The organism is Janthinobacterium sp. GW823-FHT03B06, from assembly GCF_058796955.1.
On the sequence record NZ_JBXAJE010000001.1, the window covers coordinates 788,380 to 811,521 of the forward strand.

Here is a 23,142-nt window from a genome sequence, read left to right on the forward strand (position 1 = left end):
TTGCCCACTTTACAGGGTGGCCGTACTGTCATGCAACTGCTGGAATTGCGACAGCTGCTGCTGCATCAGCCGCGCATACTGGCCGCCCGCGCGCAGCAGCTCGGCGTGCGTGCCTTGCTGGCAAATCCGGCCCTTGTCCATGACGATGATGCGGTCGGCCTTGACGATGGTGGAAAAGCGGTGGGCGATGATGATGGTGGTGCGTCCTTGCATCAGCGCGTCGAGCGCGCGCTGCACCAGCTGTTCGCTGGCCGCGTCGAGCGCGCTGGTGGCCTCGTCCAGAATCAGGATTTTCGGCGCGCGCAGGATGGCGCGGGCAATCGCGATGCGCTGCTTCTGTCCGCCGGATAATTGCACGCCCCGTTCGCCCACGAGGGTGTCGTAGCCGTCCGGAAAGGCCGCGATAAAATCGTGGGCATGGGCCAGGCGCGCCGCCGCCACCATCGCTTCGCGCGCCACGACCCGGTCCGGCACGGCAAAGGCGATATTGTCGGCGATGCTGCCGGAAAACAGGGCCGGCTCCTGCTCCACCACGGCCATCTGGCGCCGCAATTGCGTCACGCCCAGCACCTGCGCGTCGATGCCGTCGAATTGCAGGCTGCCCGCGTCCATCTTGTAGTGGCCCAGCACCAAGCTGGCGATGGTGGACTTGCCCGCACCCGAGGCGCCGACGAGGGCGATCTTTTCACCCGCGCGGATGGACAGGCTGACGCCGTCGAGGGCCGCGACCTGTACGCGCTCGGGATACGCAAAACGCACGTCGCGCAGCGCGATGTGGCCGGCCAGCGGCGGCTGCGGCGGCGCCTCGGTCACGGCGCGGTGGCTGCGCAGGATCTCGAAGATGCGGTCGGTCGAGCCCATGGTGCGCATCCAGGTGTTCCAGAACTCGCTGATGGAGCCGGCCGTGTCCGTCACCATGCTGGCATAGATGACAAAGGCCGTCAGCTGGCCAACCGTCAGCTGGCCCTGGCCGATCAGGTGGCCGCCGAAGCACAGGGTGGTCAGCAGGGCCACGAAGGCGAGCAGCCCCTGCGCGCCCTGGAACACGGCCAGCAGCCGCGTACCGGCCAGGGACACTCCCAGCAGCTCCCGCATGGCTTGCGCGTAACGGGCCATGGCGCCGCCTTGCTGGTTGAACGCCTGCACCAGGCGCGCATGGGCAAAATATTCCTGCGCCACCTTGCCGCTGGTGGCCAGAGTGGCCGAAATGGCCCGCGCGCGCTGCCGGTAATTGCTGCCGGATAACTTGCCCAGATACAGGCTGATGGGAATGAACAAGGCCAGCGGCAGGCTCAGCATGGGCGACAGCTGCAGCAGCATGGCGATGCCGCCCAAAAACACGCACAGCGAGCGCAGGGCGTTGGCCGCGCCGATGGTCAGGCTTTCATGCAGGGCCGACACGTCGGACGTGAGTCGGCTGTTCAGCTCGCCACCATGGTGCTTGTCGAAGAAGGCGATGGGCTGGTTGATCACCACGTCGAACAGGCGCCGGCGCACGCCCATGACGACCATGTGGCCGCTCGATTGCAGCAGGTAGAAGCGCGCGGCCGAGGCCAGCGCATACAGCAAGCTGAAGGCCAGCATGGCGGCGACCATGCCCGGCGTGACACCGTGCCGGGTGAGGGCGGTCACGTTGTCGATGAAATAGGCGATGGCTTGCGGAAAGGCCAGCTGGGCGCCCACGGTAAGGGCCATGCACAGCAGGCCGGCGGCGATGCGCCAGCGCACGGGGTACAGCAGGCGCAGGCGTTCAAAATGCGGGCCGAAGTTGATATTGCTCATGCGGCGCGCTCCTGCGACGGCTCGGCGTTCAATTGTCCGACGAGGGCCAGCCAGTCTTCGTCGCCGATCAGGCCGGCCGCTTCCACGCGTCCCTGGTGATTGACAAAGACATAGGACGGCGAGCTCATTTGGGGATTGACGCGCCGGTAGTCGCGCAGACTGACGCGCGCCGCCGCCGCACGCAAGGCGTCGCCGGGCAGGAAGGCGCGCAGCCGGCGGGCCGGCTCTTCGCTGACCAGCCACATGGCCAGGCCCGCATTGCGCGCCAGCGGCAGCAGCCGTTCGATGCCGGCCAGCTTTTCCGCGCATTTCGGGCAGCGGCTGGCCAGGAACAGCAGCACGGCCGCCTGGCCGCCGGCGCCCGGCTGGAAACGCGCGCCGCCAGCCAGCGGACGGGCTGGCACGGCAGGCAGGGGCTCGCCCAGCTCCAGCGCCGTGGGCGCCAGCCTTTCGCGGCGGCTGGCGCGCAGCACGGCCAGAGTCAGCCAGAGATTGCCGGCGATGGCGAACGCCAGCACCGCCAGCACCAGTTGCAAGGTCGCGGCATCCATCATCCGGCCTTTGCCAGGTTGGCGATGTCGTGCAGGGAAATGATGGCCACGCAGGCGATGGCCGCCAAGCCGGCCGCCAATACAGTGGTGGCGACGGGCAAGGCCGCATCTTGCGCCAGCGCACAGTAGCTGCCGTTGATGCCCACCGCCAGCGCGTTGCGCAGCAAGTCGTACTGCGAGACGGGCCGCGCCGCTTCGCCGAAGCAGCTGCAGCGCACCACGCTGTGCGTGAAGTAGCGCCAGGCCAGCACGGCAGTGAGGGAGCTCAATAGCAATAACGACAGCAGCATCGGCAGCCGGGCGCCGCCGGCCAGCAGCCAGCCGGCCAGCAGCAGTTCTGCCGCCACCAGGGCCGGCGCGGCGCCTGTGGCTGCGGCGGGCGGCAGGCCGAACGAGGTGGTCAGGTTGCCGCGAAATTCCCCGTAGCTGCGCAGCTTGCCCACGCTGGCCGCCAGCAGCAGCAAGGCGATGCAGCAGCGCGCGATATCAGACAGTAATGCCGTCAGCATGCTGCCCCCGTTTGCGTGGTCCACAGCGGTGCGAAGCCGCCCGGACGCTGGCGCCGCAGCTGCACGCCGTCGCGCGAGGCCAGCAGCGCGTCGTTCCACGGTTCGTCGGGGGCGCTGCGCAGGGCGCCGCCTATGTGCGCCTGCAATTGGGTCGAGATGGCCCAGCCCAGCCGTTCAGCCTGGGCATCGCGCGCCATGTTCAAGCCCAGCTGGGCCAGCTCTTCGCGCGTCAAGGCGTAGTTGTGCGAGTGGTATCCGGTCACCAATTGCGCGACGATGGCGCGCCGCGCCTCTTGCGTGGCATCGGGCAATTGCCAGGCCAGCAATTCCTCGCCGATTTGCGCCATTTCCAGCGTGGTGCGGTAAAAGGCCGTCAGGGACGGGGGAAAGATGCTGCCGCACAGCAGGGACAAGGATTGCTGGCGCGCTTCGCCGGCATCGACGCCGAACCACTGCTGCGCCATGTCGCCGAAGACCTTGATGTCGAGGCTGGAAATGGCGCCGCCGTCCACGCCGTCGAGCTGCGGGTCGATGGGCGAGAACAGGGCCAGGTCGCCGGCGATGATTTCATCGGCGCCCAGGGCCAGCAGGGTAGCGGCCGACTGGCAGTGGAAGGGCACGATAAAGCTCAGGTGGCGCGCATGCTGGCGCAGCAGCAGGGCGATGCGGCGCGCCGCGTTGACGATGCCGCCCCGTCCGTGCAGCACCACGTCGAGGCGCGCTGCGGGGCCGATGCCCTGGCACATTTCGTAGAGGGCGGGCAACAATTCCATGTCCAGGTGCGAGGCGGCCAGGACGATGGCGCGGCTGTCGCGCGCCTGCTCCAGTGCGCGCAGCTGCGAAGGCAGCAGGGTCAGGTCCGGCTGTGGCATAACGCTCCTTCGATCAGGATATCGGCGACGCTTTCCAGCAGGGGCAAGGCGGGCACCAGTTGTTGCACATATAAAAATTGACCAACAGGATTGTTTTCCAGGAAAACATACTCGCCCTCGGGCGTGACGATCAGGTCCAGCGCGCCGTACTCGAGGCCATAGCTGTGCACGAAAGCGAGGCAGCGCTCGTGTATGTCGTCCGGCAAGGTCGCCGCTTCGTAGCGGATGGGGGCCGACATGTCGCGCGAATCGATGGCCGTGCGCGCATCGTCCTGCGAATACAGGCGGGCGGCAAACAGCTGCTTGCCGATCACGGTGATCCGTAGTTCATATTGCTTGGCGATATATTCCTGGAACTGGCAGCTCAGTTCGCTGACGGCGTCCAGGCTGTCGAGCATGGCATCGTCGACTATGGTGGTGCCGATGCCGCCGCTGACCCTGTCTGCATCCTCGACCGTTTCGGCCGCCAGGGTGGGCGTGGACATGCTCTTGAAAATGATGGGTCCGCCGATGGCCGCGCGGAAAGCGCGCACGTCGTCGGGCACATTGCTGATCACGGTGGCGGGCACGCGAAAGCCCATGCGCGCGGCCCGTGCCAGCTGTTCGCCTTTCCATTGGGCGCCGCGCAGGGCCAGCGGATGGCTGAGCCAGTAGCAATCGAGGCTGTACAGCACGCTGAAGATGGCCTGTTCCGTTTCCAGCCGGGCGTAGGCGCGTTCCTGCGGCGTCAGGTCGGCGCTGGCATAGGCGTAGTCGGCCGCCTTGCGCAGCCAGACGGCGCCTACCTGGCGCAGGTCCAGCCAGTCGCCGTCGGGCAGGCGGCGCAGCCGCGCGCTGGCCTGGCCGCCCAGCATGCGCTGGCACAGCTGGTAATCGCGGGGAAAGGTGTCGAGATCGATACGGAAGGGGGCATGACCGCGGTCGGCGAGAATCGATGCCACCAGGTCGGCGTGCAGGTCGCCGCTATGGCTGATAATCAAAACCTTTTTATGCATGTCGGGGAGCCTGCAGTAGCGGAAAATCGGGAAGATGAAAAAGCCTTGCCGCGGCAAGGCTTTCAGTTGGCGCAACGATCAGCAGAATTCTCCGCCGTCACTCGAGCCGACGCGCGAATAGCGGTATTGTTCCTCGCTGTCGACCGCCGTGCAGCCGGCCACGGCGACACCGTCGCGTACTTTCCAAGGCGCAGGACGCGCCGGTTTTTCCTCTTCCTTTTTTTCCGCCAGTTTGAATGCGAACAGCTTGGTTTTATCGTGCATGAGATCCTCTGTTAATGGTTATGTTTCGATTTTTACCGATAAGTGCTTTAAAGAATGGAATCTCCAATTGAGAGGGGTTCATATATTCATTGCGCGCGGAAAATCCGCGCCGCACGGCGCCGGTTTGAATATGGGGAATATATGCAACCCCGCGCCGGGCGGGGTTATGGCGTGCCGGAAATCAGCAATACTGGCCGCTGTCGTTCGGCTTGAGACGCGAAGAGTCGCGATATTGATCATTGGTGCCGACGGCGGTGCAGCCGGCCACGGCGACGCCGTCGCGCACTTTCCAGGCGGTGGCGGGCGCCGCCTGTTTTTGTACCTGTTTTTCAGCCAGTTTGAATGCGAACAATTTGGATTGGTTTTGCATTGTACTATCCTCTTGTGATGGTTAAGTACTGCTTGCGCTGTGTGCCATGGTATATGGCTATTCGATATTAGCGCCGGAATAAATAAGCGTCAATTGGAAATCAACCGTATTCGCGATTATATGTCCGAGATACTCACCAAATATCACGCCGGCCATTTATGTTATTGCAGTGCGATAAATAATAAAGGCGGTGTTTTAAATGATCGGCAAGCCGTTTGATTATGGATGGCAAACGGATCGACTATGCGCCCGGCCACGCACTATAATGGCGCCTGTTGAATGGAGAAGGCGGGAGTCGCTATATGGAAATGACAGTTACTGACAGCCTGCGAGAGCTGGCGTACGCGCAGGCCGCAGCGTTCGTGCAGACGCTGAACGGGCGCGATCCTGTTGCGCTGCAACGCGACTGGGGTCTGTCGCCGGCCGTGGCCGCGGAGATCGTCGACATGCTCGACAGCTACTTTGCGGCCAACGAGGCGCTGTCCCTGACGCCGCTGGCGCACGCCTTTGTGCCGGGCAAGGGCGGCCGGCCCGGCGTCGATGTGTACACCACCGGCGACGGACCGCTGGGCCTGGAATGCCTGTTGCTGGCCGACGGCAAGCCGGGCGAAGCGATTTTGCACCTGGAAATGTCCGGCCACGATGGCGCGCTGCGCCTCCACTACCGCTACATCGGATCCTGAGAGCACCATGACTGAACTGATCAGCGAAACACAGCAGCGCATCTGCGACAAATTCGGCTTGCCGGCGCAGGCGCCCGAACCCATGGTGGCCCTGGCCATCGGCAGCCTGGCGCAGTCGCCTATCTACGGCACGCGCATCGTGCTGCCGGAAAACGGCACCATCAGCTGGTTCATCCACTGCGGCGAACACGACGACGCCAGCGGCTTTTACCAGCCGCTGCATGCGGAGCACCTGCACGAGATGCTGCCGCAGGTGGTCGATTACCTGGCCTTGCCCAGCGGCGCCAAGTTCATTCTCGACCGGCAAGGGTATGAAGATGTGTGGCTGGAAGAGTAGCTTTCTAGCAGGCAAGATTGTCGTTGACGTTGACAAATAGGTATGGGATGCTGCGGTTCCGTTTTCAACTGTCGAAAGCCGCATCTTGAAGCCACGCCTCCCGTCCGTCCTGCTCGTCATGGCGCTTGCCGCCGCGGCAGCTCCCGTCACCTCGATCGCCACTGCCGCCCCCGCCAACTCATCGCAGGCATCGCGCGCGGAACAGGAGATTGCCGCCTTTGTGCGCAGCGAAATGCGGGAGCGCCAGATTCCCGGGCTGCAACTGGCCGTGATCCGGCACGGCAAGGTCGTGCTGAAGCGCAATTTCGGCCTGGCCAGCCTGCAATATCAGGTGCCCGTGACGGACGCCAGCCTGTTTTCCATCAACTCGGCCACCAAGGCGTTTGCGGGCGTGGCCGTGATGCAGCTGGTGCAGGAGGGCAAGATCGACCTGCCCGCGCCCATCGGCCAATACCTGACGGGGCTGCCTGCAGCCTGGCAAGCCGTGACGGTGACGCAATTGCTCAACCATACGTCGGGCTTGCCCGACGTGCTGGACCAGCGCAGCGGCAAGCTGGTGGGGCCGCAACCGGACGACGCCGCTGCGGCGTGGAGCGCCGTGCAGGCGCTGCCCGTGGAAGCCCCGCCAGGCCAGCGCTACCGCTACAACCAGACCAATTACGTGTTGCTGGCGCAATTGATCGAGCGCCAGAGCGGCCAGCCCTTTACCGACTTCATCCGGCACCGGCAGTTCGACGTGGCCGGCATGCGGCACAGCGGCTTTGGCGATGCGAAGGACGTGGTCGTGGGCAAGGCCAGTTCCTACGTGCTGGACCGGGGCGGCAACGGCTACCGCAACGTGATCGAGGACTTTCCCGTCTTCATGCGCGCCGGGGCCGGCATCAACAGCAATGCGGGCGAACTGGCCAACTGGCTCATCGCCCTGCAGTCGGGGCGCTTGCTGGCGCCCGCCAGTGTGGAACGGCTGTGGCAGCCGACTAGCTTGAATGACGGCAAGCCGGCGCCGTGGGCGCTGGGCTGGCCCACCATCGGCCGTGATGGCCACCGCGCCGTGGCCGGCATCGGCGGCGGCCGCTCGGCCTTCTATGTGTATCCCGACGATGGCCTGGCCGTCATTATCCTGAGCAACCTGGCTGGCGGCCAGCCGGAACAGCTGATCGATACCATTGCCGGCTTTTACCTTCCCGCCCTGCGCCAGCAGCGGGGCGGCGCGTATGCCGCGCATCTATTGCGCAACAAGGCGGCCGGCACGGGCTTTGAAGGGCTGGAGCAGAAACTGGCGGCCATCCGGCGCCAGCATGGGCTGCCTGCACCCGCCGACGGCGACCTGAATGCCTGGGGCTACCGCCTGCTGGGCCGGCAGCAGCCGAAACAGGCGGCCGCCGTTTTCCAGCTGGGCGTGCAACTGTACCCGCAAGGGGCGAATGGCCACGACAGCCTGGCCGAAGCGTACGAGGCCGATGGCGCCACGGCGCTGGCCGTCACGCATTACCGCCGTTCGCTGGAGCTGGACCCGGGCAACACGCACGCCGTGGCGCGTTTGCGCGTGCTTTCCCCCGACTAGCGCGCCGCCGCGGCCTGGCCGTGCTCGGCGCCGTGCATGGCCAGGTAGGCCGTCAGGTTGTCGTCGTGAATGCCCAGGGCGCGCAAGACTTCCTTAGTGAAGGTGACGGGCGCCGTGCCCGGTGCCGTGACGACGCGCTGGTCGGCCACGGCCCACGGTACGTCCTGGTACAGGGCGGCGCCAGCATAGCCCGTTTCCAGCAAGTTGCCCGCGCTGTTGGACGTATGGCGCACGGTGTCGAGCACGCCCGCCTGCGCCAGCACGCGCGTGCCGTCGCAAATGCCGGCCAGCACCACGCCCTTGTCGCGCGCCGCGCGCAGCAGGGGTCCCAGGTCGGGCGCCTTGCCGCTTTGCCAATGGCTGCCGCCGCACACCATCAGCAAATCGAGCTCCTCGAGCACGATATCTTCCAGCGCCAGTTGGGGCGTAACCAGCATGCCGCCGGACGAGGTGACGGGCAAGCCGCCCGGCGTGGCGAACTGCGTGTAAAAGCCGTAGTACAGGCGCGCCGTGGAGTTGAGCAGGGCGGTTTCCCAATCGGCAAAGTTCTCGGTCAGAATGGTGATGGCACGTGTCATGAAAAGTCCTGTCGCAGGTGGAGATATCAATAGTACTGGCTAGCTGGCCAGCTGGTGCCGAAATCATAATAAAAAGCACTGACAATTTCTGTCAGTAGCATGCGTGAATCAGCAGCGCGCAGGAAACGATGGTACAAGTTGCAACAGACTGCGCTACAATCGCTGGCCCGTCCGCGCGGGCTTGTCCTTGTTCAATGCTTACTCTCCATCGCCTCCATGCTGATTCTGTTTTGCCGTGTCCTGTTCAGCATTGCTGGCCTGCTGGTTTTCTTCCTCTTCGATCAGTTAAGCGCGAATGAATGCCTGAAATTGAGCGTCTTGCTGGCGGCCTTCCTGCTGGGCGTGGGCGGCGTGCTGCACGCATGGCGTGGCAGTTCCGGCGCGATCACCTTGCTGGTGCGCGTCGTCGTGCCCGTGTTTTACCTGGACGCCGCCGTAAAAGGCTTCTTGCGTGGCTATTTTGGCATGCGGCCCAATCCCAATGCCGTTTTACAGGCCATGTTTGCGACAGATCAAGCGGAAACGGGAGAATTCTTCCTGCACAACAGCGTCGCCCTGGCGCAAGCGGCTGGCTGGTTTGTGCTCGTGACGGCGGCCGTGCTGCTGGCCGACCACCAGCTGCAGCGCTGGCAGGCGTCGCGCGCCGGTACCGCGCCGGGCTGGCCGCACAAAGCCTTTGCCGCCGGTATGGCCGTGTTTCTCGTGCTGCTGCACGTCAATACCACCATGCGGCGCGAAAATCCGGCCCTGTTCTGGCCGCTGCGCTATCAGCAGTACAGCGCGCAGCTGGACGCGATGAAATCGATGCAGCATGCGCTGACGGCGGCCATGGCCGCGCCGCGCGACTGGAATGTGCGCTATGCGGGCGAGGAGGCGCGCACCGTCATCCTGGTGATCGGCGAGAGCACCAACCGCGCCTCGATGTCGCTGTACGGCTACCCGCGCGCGACCACGCCCCAGCTCGACGCCATGCGGGCTAAGCTGCTGGTTTTTAACGATGTGATTTCGCCCGCGTCCAGCACGGTGGAATCGATGATGACCATGCTCACGCCGGCCGATATCGGCAACCCCGATGCGTGGATGGCCAAGCCGAATCTGCTGATGCTGGCCGAGGCGGCCGGCTACAAGACGTTCTGGGTCTCGAACCAGACGCGCAACGACGGCTGGATCGGGCTGCTGGCGGGCGAGGCCGATGAAAGCGACTTCATCAACTACGGCACGGGCCGTGGAGAAAACAATTTTGACGGCAACCTGTTCCAGCCATTCGCCCACGCGCTGCGCGACGCGGCGCCGAAAAAGCTCATCGTCGTGCACTTGCTGGGCGCGCATCCCAGCTATGACATGCGCTATCCCCGCCGCTTCGCCCATTTCGACCGGGCGCAGGACGCCGTCAGCGCGCAGATGGCCAGCCAGGGCAGGTCCAGCTGGATACGCAACCAGCGCGACGAGTACGATAACGCCATCCGCTATGGCGATTACGTGCTGGGCACCCTGATCGGCATGGCGGAGCAAGCCAAGACCGGCCGGGCCGCCTCCTTGCTGTTCGTTTCCGACCATGGGCAGGAAGTGGGCTACAGCCGCAATCACGCGGGCCATTCCGCGTCGGACAAGAGCGGCTATGAAATCCCCATGTTGATCTGGGATAACCAGCAAGCGCCGCAGTCGACGGCCGCGCGCGCCGCGCTGGAAAGCCGGCCGTATCAGACGGACAAGCTTGATGCGACCGTGCTGGGCTTGCTGAAGATCGAGACGCGCTATTACGCCGCGCATGACGATATCCTCAGCAGTGCCTTTACGCCCGTGCAGCGCTTCATGAATGGCTTGCAGTACCAGCGCGGGGCTGCGCCGCTGAGCCGGCAATGAAAAGGCCCGGCGCCGCCGCGGGAAGCGGCGGGGCCGGGCCCCTGAATTTGCTGCGGATTTGCCCTCGATTACTTTTCGGCGAACGCGCGCTCGACAACGAAGTCGCCAGGCGTCGAGGTATTGCCTTCCTTGAAGCCACGCGCTTCCAGCATGTCTTTCAGGTCGCGCAGCATCTCGGAGCTGCCGCAAATCATCACGCGGTCTTCGGCAGGATTGAGTTCCGGCACGCCCAGGTCTTTGGCCAGCTTGCCGTTTTCGATCAGCTCCGTGATGCGGCCCATGTTGCGGAAGTCTTCGCGCGTCACGGTCGGGTAGTAGCGCAGCTTGTCGCTGACCATTTCGCCCAGGAACTCATGCTTCGGCAGATGTTCTTCCAGCAAGTCGTGGTAAGCCAGTTCGTCGACCTGGCGCACGCCGTGCACGAGGATCAATTCGTCGAAGCGTTCGTAGATGTCCGGATCGCGCACGATGCTGAGGAAAGGCGCCAGGCCCGTGCCCGTCGACAGCATGTACAGGCGCTTGCCCGGCAGCAGGTAGTCGGACACCAGGGTGCCGGTCGGCTTGCGGCCGACGATGACGGTGTCGCCCACTTGCAAGTGTTGCAGACGCGACGTCAGGGGGCCGCCCGGCACCTTGATGCTGAAAAATTCCAGGTGGTCTTCGTAATTGGCGCTGGCGATACTGTAGGCGCGCAGCAATGGCTTGCCGTCGACGCGCAGGCCGATCATGGTGAAGTGGCCATTCGAGAAACGCAGCGACGGGTCGCGCGTGGTGGTAAAGGAGAACAGGGTATCCGTCCAGTGGTGCACGCTTAAAACGCGCTCTTCATTCATCGAACTCATAGTATTTGTTGGCTGGTCAAAAAAATGGTTAGTTGCTGGCAACTGCTGGCAAAAGTGAAACCCTGTGTAGGCCCAGACGCTATTGTACTGGCCTCCACACGAAATTGTTACCGTCTATCGCCGCCAATGCTGCCGCACGCGGTGCCGACATTATAGTGCGAACGGCAAGGCGGGGCTGAAATTCGCCCGGAAACGGGCGGTGGGCATGCGGTCTCTTGACCTGGCTCAGTTTTTCGCCGGCGGCATCAGGACGCGGCCCGGCGCTGCCAGAATGGCGCCTCCGGCCAGCGCTGTTCGGCGCCGTAGAAGCCGCGCCGCATCTGCAGATAGGTTTCAAACGAGGCGAAGACGCTGCGCCGGTAGCCCGCCGCCATGCCCCGGTCGCCCGCCAGGCAGGCTTCCGCCACCCGCGCCGCATGGATGCCCGACGCCATGGCCTGACCGATGCCCAGTGAGGAGATGGGGTCGAAGCAGGCGGCCGCGTCGCCCGCCGCCGTCCAGTTGTCGTCCGCCGGCAGCGAGGCCACGCGGCTGTGGATCGCATAGTGGCGCAGGGCATTCGGCGCGGACAGGCGCGGCATGATATCGCGCACATGCCGCGTGCCCATGGCGGCCTCGCGCCAGGGCGCTTCCTCCTTCAGCCGCAGGCGCTTGAGGATGTCGGCATCCGTGATGAAGGCCAGCGCCACGCGGTCGCCGGGCAGGGGCGCCGCATAATACCAGCCGTGCTGCGTCGTTTCCACCAGGGTGCGGTGGGGCAGGAATTGCGGTTCTTGCAACTGATAATAGGCGTACAGCGCCACCAGCGCGTCTTGCGTGTGGATGGGGCGCTTGCGCTGGCGCACGATGGCCGCCTGCTTGCCGCTGCAATCGATCAGGTAACGGGCCGTCAGGTCCACTTCCTGCCCGCCGGCCGCCACGCGCAAGCGCCATGGGTCGCCGTGTTCCAGCTGCACCAGTTGGGCGGGACGCCACAGCTCCACGCCCGCCTGGCGCGCCTGCTCCAGCAGGATGGCGTCGTAATGCCGGCGGTCCAGGTGCAGGCCGTGGCCATGGCTGCTGAAGACGGCGTCGCGCGACATCAGTTCCGAGCTGCCCCAGGCGGCCGCGTGGGAAAACGCGGGCAGCTGGGCGCCGTCCAGCAGGTCGCGGCCCACGCCCAGAAAGTCGAGCATCGAGAAGATGGACGACGAGACCGTTTCGCCGGCCCGGTAATCGTCGAACAGCTGCTTTTCCAGCAAGGCGATGCGCAAGCCCGTGTAGCGGGCCAGGGTCAGGGCGGCGGCCGTGCCGGCGGCACCGCCGCCGACAATGACGACGTCGTAGTCGGGCGATGAAGACATGCTCAATGGGAAAACCGGCGCCGGTTGGCCGGCATGATTTTCTTCGGCGTGTCATGCAGGGCCACTTGCGCGCCGCCGCTGGCAAACAGCTGCGAGGCCTTCTCGGGCGCCGTCTGCGGATCCTCGTCCTTGAGGAACCACGCGGGCAGGTAGTTGGCATCGTCGCCCGTGATGAAGCTGCTGGCATTGCCGACCCCCACGCTGGCAGCCACGAATTTCGCGTGATTGCGCTCCTTTTCCACAAAGTACGGATACTGGCGGCCCGATTCTGCATCCTCGTTCTGGTTCACGATGAAACCCAGGTAGTGCCAGGAGCTGATCATCTGCGAAAAACTGTTCATGCCGCGGCTGTACATCACCTGCATGCCGGCCGGCACGCCGGCGAGCGCCTGTTCTTCCTTGGTGGTGGCGCCATTGATGACGTTCCACGGGCTTTGCGGCGGCCACCAGTAGGCGTAGTAGGTGGGCGGCACGGGGATCATCGTATCGGGATTCTTGACGATATCCGGATTGTCGAAGTTGATCATCTGCACGGAGCAGTCATAGAAGTCGGCCTGCCATGGAATCGCCATGCGCTTGGTCAGGTCGCCCGGTTCGCAGCCGGTGCCGAGCGTCGGATCGTTCCAGTCCAGCGGTTCGCATTCGTCGCGGCCCGGCGAGAGGCCGTTTTTTGCGTAGTCGGCATCCACGCGGTGCAGGATGGCGTACGGTTTCTCGTAGATGACGGGATTGCGCACGCTCCACGTCACTTCGATGCCAGGGCACATGGGTTCGCCGACGCAATTGCCGATGGTCGCGTGGTCGAGCGGGTCGATGCCCGGCAAGGCCAAGCCCGGCGCGTCGGGGGCGAATTTGCCGGCCGCCCATTGCTGCAAGGCAAAATATTGCGTATCCGTCAGTACCGAAAACTTGCTGATGACGTTGTTGCGCACGGAATTGCTGCCTGAATTCAAGGGCACGAGGGGGATGCCCGCGCCGGGATTATCCGTGGTGGCGGCGCTGAACAATTGCCCGCCCTGGCCGCCGGTAAAACCCGGCACCTGTTCCTTTGTCCCTGGCCGGATGGCCGACGGCTTCCTGAAGTAACTGAGGAATTTCTCCCGCTGGGGCCGGTTCGCTTCCGAGGCATCGGCCACGTCGAAGTTGGGGCGAATGAAGGCCGTCATCGACGGCACCGTCGCCACCCACTGGTAATCGCCTATCCTGGCGAGGAATGGCTGAATGTCCTGCGCGTAATTGACGACATAGTCGGGGTTCCAGCCATCGCTGCCGCTCCAGCGGGCCGCATCGTAGGCCTCGGGCAGCGCGTTCTTGTATTTGATGGCCATGTCGGCCACCACGTCATCCCAAGTGGAAATATTCACCAGTTCTGGCGCGAACTTCGGCGAGCCGATGACCACCCAGGCTTTCAGCTCCACGGAGGGGCTGCCATCCTTGAAATGGATGGTTGCGCTGACGGGGCCGTCGGCCACGTCGTCATTCCACGTATCGCCGCCGCCGAAGCCCGTGATGCTTTCCGAGCCGCCGGCGCGGCCATAGGCGCCGATCACCAGCAAGTTGCCGCGCGAATCCGTGCGCATTTCGCCCAGGGTGCGCACCGGATAGCCTTGCGTGATGGCTTGCGGATCGGGGAAGGACACGTGCTTGTACGCGCCGGCGCCGTCCTTGTCGAACTGGGCCTTGCCCAGCGGCGCGTCGAGGGTGCGCGGTCCCGGATCGACGATCAGTTTTTGCCGTGCCGCCTCTCCCGTGACGTCGCTGTTGCGCAGATTGGTCCAGGACGTGGGCGTGAGGTTCCAGGCGGGCGGCGTATTTTCCCAGGTTTCATAGCTGTTGTACGGGCCAAACATCAGGTCGCCCAGCAGGGGAATGAAGTTCCACCAGGCCGCCTTCTTGTTAGCCACGTGCACTGTCCACTCGATTTTGGCAATGCTCGGGTCTTGCAGGTCGACCAGGACTTTTTCCCCGGGACGTCCCGCCACGGACTTGTAGATGCGGAAACTGGCCGCCTGGCGCCGCACGCGGCCGGCCGCATCCTTGAACTGGGCAACGTGGACCGGCTTGCCATCGGCCAGCAGCGGATCGTTGTTGCCGTCCGCTTCGACCGGCAGCCCGCCGATGGTTTCCGGCGCCAGATAGAACGAATCATGGCTGTTGCCCACGCGGGCGATGCCGATGGATGGGTGGATCGAATACTGTTCCGTGCTATTCATCAAGTTTTCCCCTGAAAGGTTGGCAATCCTGGTGGCATATCTGGCAGCAGCTACGGGGAAAGATACAGAGAAAAATTGCCAAAAAAGTCACCCATTGTCACTGGCCGTCAATATATTCCGCTCCTGTGATAGCGCTCAAGTCAACGATTCGGCAATTTCCTGGCACGCGCACGCGTAATGGAGCGGGGCGGTTGCGTATGAGCTTGTATGATGTTGCTAAAAAGAATTATCACAAGCCGAGCGGGCGCCACTGCCCGTCCGGATGCCTGTCCAGTAAAGGAAATCATGATGTATAAAACAGTGCGCGACCTGTTCCTGCATTTCAAGGAAGCCGTCCCATTCCGCCTCGTCCCCGCCCTGATCTGCACCGCCTTGCTTGTCGGCATGCTATTGCTGCCGGCGCCCGAAGGCTTGACGCCCAAGGCTTGGGGCCTGGTGGCGATCTTCCTCACCACGATACTGGCGATCATATTAAAAGTCATGCCGATCGGCGTGATGGCGATGATGGCCATCGTCATCGTGTCCTTGTCGCAGGTGACGTCGACCTCGTCCAAGGGCGCCATCACGGATGCGCTCAGCAGTTTCTCGAATCCTCTGATCTGGCTGATCGTCGTGGCGATTCTGATATCGCGCGGCCTGAAGAAGACGGGGCTGGGCAGCCGCATCGGCCTGCTGTTCATTTCCTTGCTGGGCAAGCGCACCATGGGCATCGGCTATGGCCTGGCGATTTGCGAACTGGTGCTGGCGCCATTTACGCCCAGTAACACGGCACGCGGCGGCGGCATCGTCCACCCCGTCATGAAATCGATCGCCAACGCCTTCGATTCGGACCCGGCCAAGGGCACGGAAAAGAAGGTGGGCACGTATCTGGCCCTCGTCAACTACCATGCCAACCCGATCACGTCGGCCATGTTCCTGACGGCCACGGCACCGAACCCGCTCGTGGTCGACTTCGTGGCCAAGGCCAGCGGCCAGAGTTTCCACCTGACGTGGACCACCTGGGCCCTGTGCATGCTGCTGCCGGGCCTGGTCTGCCTGCTGGTGATGCCTTTGATCATCTATTGGCTGTCGCCGCCGGAACTGAAAGCCACGCCCGACGCCGTCACCTACGCCAAGGCGCAATTGAAAGGCATGGGCCCGCTGTCGCCGCCGGAAAAAGTCATGCTGGGCACCTTCGCCCTGTTGCTGCTGCTGTGGGCCAACGTGCCCGCCATGCTGTTCGGCCCCGCCTTTTCGCTCGACGCGACGGTCGTCGCCTTTGTCGGCTTGTTCGTGCTGATCATCACGGGCACCATCGACTGGGACGACGTGCTGTCGGAAAAGAGCGCCTGGGACACTCTGGTGTGGTTTGGCGCCCTGGTCATGATGGCCGAGCAGCTGAACAAGACGGGCGTGATCGCCTGGTTCTCGGCCGGCATGAAGGCGGCGATTGTCGCCAGCGGCATGGACTGGCTGCCGATCGCCGCCGTCCTCGTGCTGGTGTTTGTCTTTTCGCATTACTTCTTTGCCAGCACGACGGCCCACATCAGCGCCATGCTGCTGGCCTTCCTGACCGTGGGCCTGCACCTGATCCCGGCCGAATACCACGTGCCGTTCATGCTGATGATGACGGCCGGCTCGGCCATCATGATGACCCTGACCCACTACGCGACGGGTACCTCGCCCATCATCTTCGGCAGCGGCTTCGTGACGATGGGCAACTGGTGGCGGGTCGGCTTCATCATGTGCGTGGTGGAACTGCTGATCTTTGCCGTCGTCGGCACGACGTGGTGGAAGGTGCTCGGTTACTGGTAAGGCAGCTCGCCGCGCACGACTTGCAGCAGATAGTCGCGCGCTGCGGCCTGTTCCATGCCTTTTTCCTGCAGCAGCGGCAGCAGGCGCTCAAACAGCTGGCGCCGCCGCAGCGATGGTTCGGAGGTGTCGCGCCGGTCCGAAAAGAAATCCATCAGGGTCGAGCCGCACAGGCAATTGCGATAGACCTCGACGATGGCCACGTTGTTGTCATCGAAACTTTGCTTGAGCCCCGAGACATCCTGTCGCATCGCCCGTGTCTGCCCGATGAACTCGTGCGCCGTGGCGAAGACGCGCCCGCAGCAGGCGCAATGCTTGGGAAAGGCCGCTTCGGCCAGGGCGCGCAAGCCTTCGAAGAACAGCTGCTCCTGCATGATGGCTCCTGGCGGCGCGCTAGGCGGCGCGGTTGCTGATCTCGATGCCATGGGGGCCCCGCGGCGGCCGCTGCACGCCCGATTCGAAACGCTGGAAGGCTTCCAGCAAGTGGTCTTTCAGCAGGGTTTCGTCCCACGGCTTGGTGATGAATTTGTACACCGAGCCTTCGTTGATGGCCGCCGTGACCGAATGCAATTCAGGGTAGCCGGACAGCATCACGCGCACGATCTCGGGATAGACGCCCTTGATGCGGCGCAATAGTTCGTTGCCCGACATGCCCGGCATGCGCGCATCCGTGAGGATCACGCCCACCGCGTGCGAGGCGACCAGTTCCAGCGCTTCCTGCGGATTGGTGGTGCTGAGTATCTGGTAGCCTTCCTTGCGCAGCGAGCGGCGCAGGGCGGACAGGATATGCTCCTCATCATCGACCAGCAGCAGCACGCGCTGGGGCGCCACGGCATGGCAGCTCTCGGGCGGCAAATGGGTGCCTGCATGCAGCATCAGATCCATCTCGGCGCCGGGCAGGGGGCGGCTGAAGTAATAGCCTTGCATGGCGTCGCAGCGGTTGGTATTGAGAAAACCCAATTGACCCTCCGTTTCCACGCCTTCGGCCACCGTGGTCAGGTGCAGGGACTTGGCCATGGCGATGATGGAGCGGGTCAGCGACGCGCCATCCACGCTGTCGGTCACGTCGCGGATGAACGATTGGTCGATCTTGACCACGTCGATGGGGAATTGCTTCAGATAGGACAGGCTGGAATAGCCGGTGCCGAAGTCGTCCAGCGACAGGGTGACGCCGATTTCCTTCAGCTGCTCCAGCGCCCGCACCACGAGGTCGCGGTTCTGCATCAGCACGCTCTCCGTCAGCTCCAGTTCCAGGCAGTGCGCCGGCAGGCCGCTGTCGTCCAGCACTGCGCGCACCAGTTCCGGCATGTCGACCTGGCGGAACTGGCGTGCCGACACGTTGACGGCCATCGTCAGGTGCGTAAAGCCGTAGGCATGCCAGACGCCCAGCTGCGCGCAGGCCGTGCGCAGCACCCATTCGCCGATGGGCACGATCATGCCCGTTTCCTCGGCCAGGGGAATGAAGCGGTCCGGGGGCACCAGCCCGATGCCGTCGCGGCGCCAGCGCAGCAGCGCTTCCATGCCATAAATCTTGCCGCTGGTGAGGTCGACCTTGGGCTGGTAATGCAATTCCAGCTCGCCCAGCGCCAGCGCCTGGTGCAGCGCGTGTTCGATTTCGGCCCGCTCTTCCACCAGCACGCCCATCTTGTGGTTGTAGAACTGGCAGCCATTGCGGCCCTTGTCCTTGGCGCTGTACAGGGCCGCGTCGGCCGTCTTGAGCAGCATGTCGGCGCTGTCGCCGTCGGAGGGAAAGACGCTGGCGCCGATACTGGTGCTGACGTGCAAGGTATGTTCGCCCAGCACGACAGGATCGGCGAACAGTTCGAGTACTTTTTTCACGATCTCTTCCGCCGTCCCGATGTCGGGCAGGTCCGTCAGCAGGACGACGAATTCGTCGCCGCCCTGGCGGGCCACGGTGTCGCCTTCGCGCACGGCCAGCTTGAGCCGGCGGGCCACTTCCTGCAGCAGCGCATCGCCCACGGGGTGGCCATAGCTGTCGTTGACGAACTTGAAACGGTCGAGGTCCAGCATCAGGGTCGCCAGGTGCAAACGGGTGCGGCGGGCGTGGGCGATGGCCTGGCCGATGCGGTCGTTCAGCAACTGGCGGTTGGGCAAGTCCGTCAGCGCATCGTGGTTGGCCAGGTATTCAATGCGCCTTTGCTGCAGCTTGCGTTCCGTGATGTCCTGCACGGTACCGCGCATCAGCAGCACCTGATGGCCTTCGCGCACGGCTTCGGCCTGGTGAAAGACGATGCACTCGCCGCCATCGGGCTGCCGCACCTTGTGCTCCAGGCTGTAGCTGGTGCCGTTGGCATGCAGTTCCATGAAGGCATCGAGCAGCAGGGGCCGCTGGTCTTCGGGCAGGCATTGCAGCAAACGGTCGAAGCTGGTGGGGCCGGAATCGGCGTCCAGGCCCAGGATGCGCAACAGTTCCGGCGACCAGTAGCCATCGCCGCCGGTGCCCCGGTATTCCCAGTTGCCGAGGCGGGCCAGCGCCTGCGCGTGGCTGAGGCTATCCTGGATGCGGCTCAGCTCGGTGAGCGCGCTGCTGGCCCGCAGCAGGTAGCGCAAGCGGTGCGCCAGCAGCCGCCATTGCATCGGCTTGGAGATGAAATCGCTGGCGCCCGCTTCCAGCGCCTGCTTGATGGAGTCATCATCGTCGTTGCCTGTCAGTACGACGATGGGCACGTGCGCGCCGCCGGGCAGCCGGCGCAGCTGTGCGCAGCATTCGAAGCCGCTCATGCCGGGCATGGCGACGTCGAGCAGGATCAGGTCGGGCACGCCGCGCTGGAAGGCGGCCAGCGCTTCCAGGCCGCTGCCCGCTTCCTCGATGCGGAAGCCTTCCGGCTCCAGCGCTTCCGTCACGAGGATGCGCGTCATGGTGTCGTCATCGACCACCAGGACCAGTGCTTGCGGGGGCTGTGCTGTATTCATGGGGTTTCCTTCTCAATGGCCAGGGCGGCGAGGACACGGTCGAGTTCTTGCTGGATGCCGCGGATATGGTGCAGCGCGCCGCCGACGTCATTGCCGCGCGCGTATTGTTCGATTTCACGGCAGGTGGCCGACAGGCCCAGCGCGCCCACGTTGGCGCAGCTGGACTTGAGCGTGTGCGCCGCCAGCTGCAGCGCCGCGGCGTCGCTGGCCTCGGCCGCCACTTCCAGCTGGCCCAGCAGGCGCGGGGCGTCGCTGTAGAACAGGTCGATGATGCGGCCCAGCACGTCGGGACGGCCGGGACGCCGCATGGCGCGCAGGTTTTGCAGGGCGGCCGCGTCGAGGATGGAGCCTGTTTCAGCCGCCGCCGCCGGGGCTGGCTGCGCCGGAACGGCTTCCTCCGCCGTCTCCGCTGCCGCCGCCGGGCGCCAGCGGGCCAGCACGGCCAGCAGGGCGGCGCGCGTGTACGGCTTGGCGAGGTAGTCGTCCATGCCCGCCTCCAGGCACAGTTCGCGGTCGCCCAGAATGGCGTTGGCCGTCAGGGCAATGATGGGCGTGCGGCTGCGGCCTTGCTGGGCTTCCATGCGGCGCAGGCGCCGCGTCGCTTCGAAGCCGTCCATTTCCGGCATCTGGCAATCCATCAGGATCACATCGAACGGATAGCGTTCCCACAGGGCCAGCGCGCGCCGCCCGTTGTCGGCCGGCGTGGCCTCGTAGCCCGTGTCTTCCAGCATGGCCAGGGCGATTTCCTGGTTGATCGCGTTGTCTTCCACCAGCAGCATGCGCAGCGGGGCCTGGCTTGCGGCCGGGGCCGCCGTATCGGGCGGGGCGGGCAGGGCAGCCGTCGCTGGCGCCAGGGTGCCGAAGCCGCCGACGGCCTCGATGCAGTGGCGCAATTCCAGCGCCCGCACGGGCTTGGTCAGGCAGTATTCCACGCCCAGCGCCGTCACCTGGCGCAGATCGGCCGAGGCGTCGATCGAACTGAGCATGATGATTTTCAGCGCCGCCATGCGCGCGTCGCCCTTGATCGCCCGCACCAGCTCGGCGCCATCCATGACGGGCATGCGCATGTCGATGATCGCCAGATCGAACGGGCGCCCGCTACGCAGCGCCCCTTGCAGCAGGTCCAGCGCTTCGGCGCCGTCGGCGGCGCTGGCGGCGGCCATCTGCCACTCGATCGCGTGCTGCAGCAGGATACTGCGGTTGGTGGCGTTGTCGTCCACGATCAGCACGTTCAAGGCATCGAGCGACACGCGCGGTGGCGGCGCCGCCGGCGCGTCCTCGGGCGCCACCTCGCCGACGACGACGGTCACGGCAAAGCTGGAACCCTGTCCCGCCACGGACTGGAGCACAATGTTGCCGCCCATCATTTCCGCCAGCTGCTTGATGATGGCCAGGCCCAGTCCCGTGCCGCCGTATTTGCGCGAGGTGGTGCTGTCGGCCTGGCGGAACGGCTGGAAGACGGCCGCCGCCGCTTCCGGCGCCATGCCGATGCCCGTGTCGCGCACTTCCAGGCGGATCTGGCCGGCAGCGGGACAGCTGACAACGACGGAAATTTCGCCCCGTTCCGTGAACTTGGTGGCGTTATTGAGCAGGTTGGTGAGGATCTGGCGCAGGCGCACGGGATCGCCGCGCACGTGCTGCGGCACGTCGGAGGCAACGCGGCAGGTAAATTCGATGGCCTTGCGCTGGATGCCGTTGGCAAACAGCGCCACCACATCGTCGATCACCTGGCGCAGGTCGAAAGGGATGTGTTCGAGCACCAGTTTGCCCGCCTCGATCTTGGAAAAGTCGAGGATGTCGTCAATGATGCTGAGCAGACTTTCGCCCGAACGGTGCACCGTGTGCACGAAACGCTGCTGCTTGGGACTCAGTTCCGTGCGTTGCAGCAATTCCGTCATGCCCAGCACGCCATTCATCGGCGTGCGGATCTCGTGGCTCATCTTGGCGAGGAATTCGGATTTGGCGCGGTTGGCCGCGTCGGCCTCGGCCTTGGCCTGCGTGAGCGCCAGGTCGCGCTGTTCGACGTGCTCGATCATGCCGTTGAAGCCCGTGATCAGCTGTCCCAGCTCATCGCTGCCGTGCTGCGCCACGCGCACCGACAGCGCCTTGCCGTCGCGGATATGCGCAATCGCGTAGGACAAACGCGCCAGCGGCCTGGCGATCGATGCGCTGATCAGGCCCGTGATGGCCACGCAGGCCAGCAGCAGCACCAGCGCGATGCCGAGGATCAGCACGAAGGCATGCCGCACGCCATCGCGCACGTCGGCCACCGCCTCCTGCTGCTGCCCCGTGATGCGCGCCACCTGCTGCGCGGAATAGGCGGCCTGTTCGCGCTCGAAGGCGCGCACATGGTCGATGACCTCGTCGAGCGCCTTTTCGCTGTCCAGCACGCTGCCCTTGGCCTGCACCAGCCGCCGTCCCGAGCGTTCGACTGCGTCCAGGTAGGTGTTGACGACCCTCGTTTCGGCCAGCAAGCCCAGCTGGCCTATGCTTTGCAGCAAGGTCTGCATGGTGGCCATGTCGCGGTGCAGGGCACTGATGCGCCGGGCGATATCCTGGCCCAGGCGCGTGACGTCGGCGGCGGCCGTGGCCAGCATGACTTCGCCCACGTCGATGCTGATGGCGTCGACGGCCAGGTTGATTTCGCCGCTGGCATCCTCGATGCGGGCCGAGGTGCGCATGTAGCGGCCGGCCTCGGCCAGCCGGTCGCGTCCGATGGCCAGCTGCAGTTCGATGGGATCGAGCTCCTCGGCCAGGCGCAGGTGGGCCGTGGCCAGGGCGGCGCTGATTTGTTCCTTTAGGGCAAGATATTTGTCCTGCTGCGCCGCGCCGGCGCCACCCTCGGCCAGCAGGCCGGCGCGCAGGGCCAGCAAGCCCGCGGCGGGATCGAGCATCTGGCGCGCCGTGGCCAGCAGTGAAGCCCGCAGCGCCTGCTGGGCGGGGCTGATGTCGCGCTCGCTGGGACCCGCCAGGTGCGCGACGGCCGCCGTCAGCCGCTCGCGCAGGGGAGCGATGCGGAAACGGTTCTTCACGGCTTCCGTTTCGGCCAGCGCGATCTGCATGTCGAGAATGCTCTTGCGCAGGTCGGTCAGGTAGCGGGCATTCTGGTTCAGGCGCTGGCTTTGCAGCTGCACTTCGGCGGCCGTGGCCTGGGCCTGGCTGTCGACGACGCGGATCTTGCTGCGCGCACCCTTGGCGGCGGCCTTGATCCGCGCCAGCACTTGCCGCATCTCCGTCGCCTGCGCCTTGTAATAGGCCTCGTTTTCCAGGCGCTTGCGCACGGCGACGCGCATGCGCTGGAATTCCCGTTCGAAGGCCGCGTGGTAGCGGGGCGCCTGCGATTCGCCATGGCGCCGCAAATCGTCGCTGATGTTCTCGGCGGCCTCGATATTGGCGCCGATCTTGTTCGATACCTGCTCCAGCTGCGCCAGGTCTTCCGCCTTGCCCAGCTCGAAAAAGTCCGACGCCATATCCTGCACGGTATAGCGCAGGCGCAACACATCCGTGTACAGCGGCACCGTCTCGTCGGTCAAGCCGTGGACATGGGTTTCGATGCCTTTCACCAGCAGCAGGCCGGCCGCCGCCATGGCCGCCACGCCGGCCAGCAGGACGGTGGTACTGATGATCAGCTTGGTCCTGATTTTCATGCCA

At 64.8% G+C, this 23,142-nt stretch carries 19 protein-coding genes; 5 read left to right on the top strand and 14 right to left on the bottom strand.

The features are described from left to right. Positions 1-9: 9 nt before the first annotated feature. The 7 genes from AC1RBA_RS03665 to AC1RBA_RS03695 all read right to left on the bottom strand — a co-directional run bounded on the left by AC1RBA_RS03665 (position 10) and on the right by AC1RBA_RS03695 (position 5,343). The gene (locus tag AC1RBA_RS03665) at positions 10-1,782 is read right to left on the bottom strand and encodes an ABC transporter ATP-binding protein (protein WP_492416641.1); all 1,773 of its coding nucleotides are present in this window, start codon (positions 1,780-1,782) and stop codon (positions 10-12) included. Next, positions 1,779-2,336, bottom strand: a complete 558-nt coding sequence (locus AC1RBA_RS03670) for a thioredoxin domain-containing protein (RefSeq protein ID WP_492416643.1) — start codon at positions 2,334-2,336, stop codon at positions 1,779-1,781. The genes AC1RBA_RS03665 and AC1RBA_RS03670 overlap by 4 nt, the downstream gene beginning before the upstream one ends. Further along, a complete protein-coding gene (locus AC1RBA_RS03675; protein ID WP_492416645.1) occupies positions 2,333-2,842 on the bottom strand; it encodes a MauE/DoxX family redox-associated membrane protein in 510 nt (169 codons plus the stop codon). The genes AC1RBA_RS03670 and AC1RBA_RS03675 overlap by 4 nt, the downstream gene beginning before the upstream one ends. Further along, positions 2,836-3,714 carry an SDH family Clp fold serine proteinase gene (locus tag AC1RBA_RS03680; protein ID WP_492416647.1) on the bottom strand — a complete coding sequence of 293 codons (879 nt, stop codon included), beginning with the start codon at positions 3,712-3,714 and terminating at the stop codon, positions 2,836-2,838. The genes AC1RBA_RS03675 and AC1RBA_RS03680 overlap by 7 nt, the downstream gene beginning before the upstream one ends. Continuing rightward, entirely contained in the window at positions 3,696-4,709 is a 1,014-nt protein-coding gene (locus AC1RBA_RS03685) for an ATP-grasp domain-containing protein (protein WP_492416648.1), read from the bottom strand. The genes AC1RBA_RS03680 and AC1RBA_RS03685 overlap by 19 nt, the downstream gene beginning before the upstream one ends. Positions 4,710-4,787: 78 nt before the next feature. Then, positions 4,788-4,973: a hypothetical protein gene (locus AC1RBA_RS03690; protein ID WP_070288440.1), complete on the bottom strand. Its 186-nt coding sequence runs from the start codon at positions 4,971-4,973 to the stop codon at positions 4,788-4,790. Positions 4,974-5,154: 181 nt separating this feature from the next. Continuing rightward, a complete protein-coding gene (locus AC1RBA_RS03695) occupies positions 5,155-5,343 on the bottom strand; it encodes a hypothetical protein (RefSeq protein ID WP_070218819.1) in 189 nt (62 codons plus the stop codon). A gap of 302 nt (positions 5,344-5,645) precedes the next feature. On the opposite strand from AC1RBA_RS03695, the gene AC1RBA_RS03700 reads away from it, so the two are divergent. The 3 genes from AC1RBA_RS03700 (at position 5,646) to AC1RBA_RS03710 (ending at position 7,927) form a co-directional block, all read left to right on the top strand. Further along, complete coding sequence (locus AC1RBA_RS03700; RefSeq protein WP_492416650.1) at positions 5,646-6,026, top strand: hypothetical protein; 381 nt, start codon at positions 5,646-5,648, stop codon at positions 6,024-6,026. Positions 6,027-6,033: 7 nt separating this feature from the next. Next, positions 6,034-6,363, top strand: coding sequence for an immunity protein Imm33 domain-containing protein (locus AC1RBA_RS03705; protein WP_070218818.1), 330 nt, complete (start codon positions 6,034-6,036; stop codon positions 6,361-6,363). 85 nt (positions 6,364-6,448) lie between these two features. Further along, positions 6,449-7,927 carry a serine hydrolase domain-containing protein gene (locus AC1RBA_RS03710; RefSeq protein WP_492416651.1) on the top strand — a complete coding sequence of 493 codons (1,479 nt, stop codon included), beginning with the start codon at positions 6,449-6,451 and terminating at the stop codon, positions 7,925-7,927. Here AC1RBA_RS03710 and AC1RBA_RS03715 read toward each other — a convergent pair. After that, positions 7,924-8,505, bottom strand: a complete 582-nt coding sequence (locus AC1RBA_RS03715; RefSeq protein WP_492416652.1) for a type 1 glutamine amidotransferase family protein — start codon at positions 8,503-8,505, stop codon at positions 7,924-7,926. The genes AC1RBA_RS03710 and AC1RBA_RS03715 overlap by 4 nt on opposite strands. A gap of 216 nt (positions 8,506-8,721) precedes the next feature. Between AC1RBA_RS03715 and AC1RBA_RS03720 the strand changes: the two genes are divergently transcribed. After that, entirely contained in the window at positions 8,722-10,368 is a 1,647-nt protein-coding gene (locus AC1RBA_RS03720; protein WP_492416654.1) for a phosphoethanolamine transferase, read from the top strand. 68 nt (positions 10,369-10,436) lie between these two features. Here AC1RBA_RS03720 and AC1RBA_RS03725 read toward each other — a convergent pair whose 3' ends face one another. From AC1RBA_RS03725 to lodA, 3 genes are all read right to left on the bottom strand, one after another. Further along, complete coding sequence (locus tag AC1RBA_RS03725) at positions 10,437-11,210, bottom strand: ferredoxin--NADP reductase (protein ID WP_070218815.1); 774 nt, start codon at positions 11,208-11,210, stop codon at positions 10,437-10,439. A gap of 245 nt (positions 11,211-11,455) precedes the next feature. Further along, positions 11,456-12,553, bottom strand: a complete 1,098-nt coding sequence (locus tag AC1RBA_RS03730) for a tryptophan 7-halogenase (RefSeq protein ID WP_492416656.1) — start codon at positions 12,551-12,553, stop codon at positions 11,456-11,458. 2 nt (positions 12,554-12,555) lie between these two features. Further along, positions 12,556-14,766, bottom strand: coding sequence for a CTQ-dependent lysine 6-oxidase LodA (gene lodA / locus AC1RBA_RS03735; RefSeq protein ID WP_492416658.1), 2,211 nt, complete (start codon positions 14,764-14,766; stop codon positions 12,556-12,558). Between the two features lie 288 nt (positions 14,767-15,054). On the opposite strand from lodA, the gene AC1RBA_RS03740 reads away from it, so the two are divergent. Then, entirely contained in the window at positions 15,055-16,560 is a 1,506-nt protein-coding gene (locus tag AC1RBA_RS03740; protein ID WP_070310386.1) for an anion permease, read from the top strand. Here the strand turns inward: AC1RBA_RS03740 and AC1RBA_RS03745 are convergent. The 3 genes from AC1RBA_RS03745 to AC1RBA_RS03755 are packed head-to-tail and all read right to left on the bottom strand — an operon-like array spanning position 16,551 to position 23,138. After that, positions 16,551-16,931: a hypothetical protein gene (locus tag AC1RBA_RS03745; RefSeq protein WP_492416660.1), complete on the bottom strand. Its 381-nt coding sequence runs from the start codon at positions 16,929-16,931 to the stop codon at positions 16,551-16,553. The two genes, AC1RBA_RS03740 and AC1RBA_RS03745, sit on opposite strands and share 10 nt — an antisense overlap. Before the next feature lie 19 nt (positions 16,932-16,950). Further along, positions 16,951-19,491 carry an EAL domain-containing protein gene (locus AC1RBA_RS03750; RefSeq protein WP_492416662.1) on the bottom strand — a complete coding sequence of 847 codons (2,541 nt, stop codon included), beginning with the start codon at positions 19,489-19,491 and terminating at the stop codon, positions 16,951-16,953. Next, complete coding sequence (locus AC1RBA_RS03755) at positions 19,488-23,138, bottom strand: response regulator (protein WP_492416664.1); 3,651 nt, start codon at positions 23,136-23,138, stop codon at positions 19,488-19,490. Before AC1RBA_RS03755 ends, AC1RBA_RS03750 begins: the two co-directional genes overlap by 4 nt. Positions 23,139-23,142: the final 4 nt, after the last annotated feature.

Bases quoted from the DNA above. Each gene is read 5' to 3' on its own strand.
- AC1RBA_RS03665 (WP_492416641.1), bottom strand. From the start codon at position 1,782: ATGAGCAATATCAACTTCGGCCCGCATTTTGAACGCCTGCGCCTGCTG.
- AC1RBA_RS03670 (WP_492416643.1), bottom strand. From the start codon at position 2,336: ATGATGGATGCCGCGACCTTGCAACTGGTGCTGGCGGTGCTGGCGTTC.
- AC1RBA_RS03675 (WP_492416645.1), bottom strand. From the start codon at position 2,842: ATGCTGACGGCATTACTGTCTGATATCGCGCGCTGCTGCATCGCCTTG.
- AC1RBA_RS03680 (WP_492416647.1), bottom strand. From the start codon at position 3,714: ATGCCACAGCCGGACCTGACCCTGCTGCCTTCGCAGCTGCGCGCACTG.
- AC1RBA_RS03685 (WP_492416648.1), bottom strand. From the start codon at position 4,709: ATGCATAAAAAGGTTTTGATTATCAGCCATAGCGGCGACCTGCACGCC.
- AC1RBA_RS03690 (WP_070288440.1), bottom strand. From the start codon at position 4,973: ATGCACGATAAAACCAAGCTGTTCGCATTCAAACTGGCGGAAAAAAAG.
- AC1RBA_RS03695 (WP_070218819.1), bottom strand. From the start codon at position 5,343: ATGCAAAACCAATCCAAATTGTTCGCATTCAAACTGGCTGAAAAACAG.
- AC1RBA_RS03700 (WP_492416650.1), top strand. From the start codon at position 5,646: ATGGAAATGACAGTTACTGACAGCCTGCGAGAGCTGGCGTACGCGCAG.
- AC1RBA_RS03705 (WP_070218818.1), top strand. From the start codon at position 6,034: ATGACTGAACTGATCAGCGAAACACAGCAGCGCATCTGCGACAAATTC.
- AC1RBA_RS03715 (WP_492416652.1), bottom strand. From the start codon at position 8,505: ATGACACGTGCCATCACCATTCTGACCGAGAACTTTGCCGATTGGGAA.
- AC1RBA_RS03720 (WP_492416654.1), top strand. From the start codon at position 8,722: ATGCTGATTCTGTTTTGCCGTGTCCTGTTCAGCATTGCTGGCCTGCTG.
- AC1RBA_RS03725 (WP_070218815.1), bottom strand. From the start codon at position 11,210: ATGAGTTCGATGAATGAAGAGCGCGTTTTAAGCGTGCACCACTGGACG.
- AC1RBA_RS03730 (WP_492416656.1), bottom strand. From the start codon at position 12,553: ATGTCTTCATCGCCCGACTACGACGTCGTCATTGTCGGCGGCGGTGCC.
- lodA (WP_492416658.1), bottom strand. From the start codon at position 14,766: ATGAATAGCACGGAACAGTATTCGATCCACCCATCCATCGGCATCGCC.
- AC1RBA_RS03740 (WP_070310386.1), top strand. From the start codon at position 15,055: ATGTATAAAACAGTGCGCGACCTGTTCCTGCATTTCAAGGAAGCCGTC.
- AC1RBA_RS03745 (WP_492416660.1), bottom strand. From the start codon at position 16,931: ATGCAGGAGCAGCTGTTCTTCGAAGGCTTGCGCGCCCTGGCCGAAGCG.
- AC1RBA_RS03750 (WP_492416662.1), bottom strand. From the start codon at position 19,491: ATGAATACAGCACAGCCCCCGCAAGCACTGGTCCTGGTGGTCGATGAC.
- AC1RBA_RS03755 (WP_492416664.1), bottom strand. From the start codon at position 23,138: ATGAAAATCAGGACCAAGCTGATCATCAGTACCACCGTCCTGCTGGCC.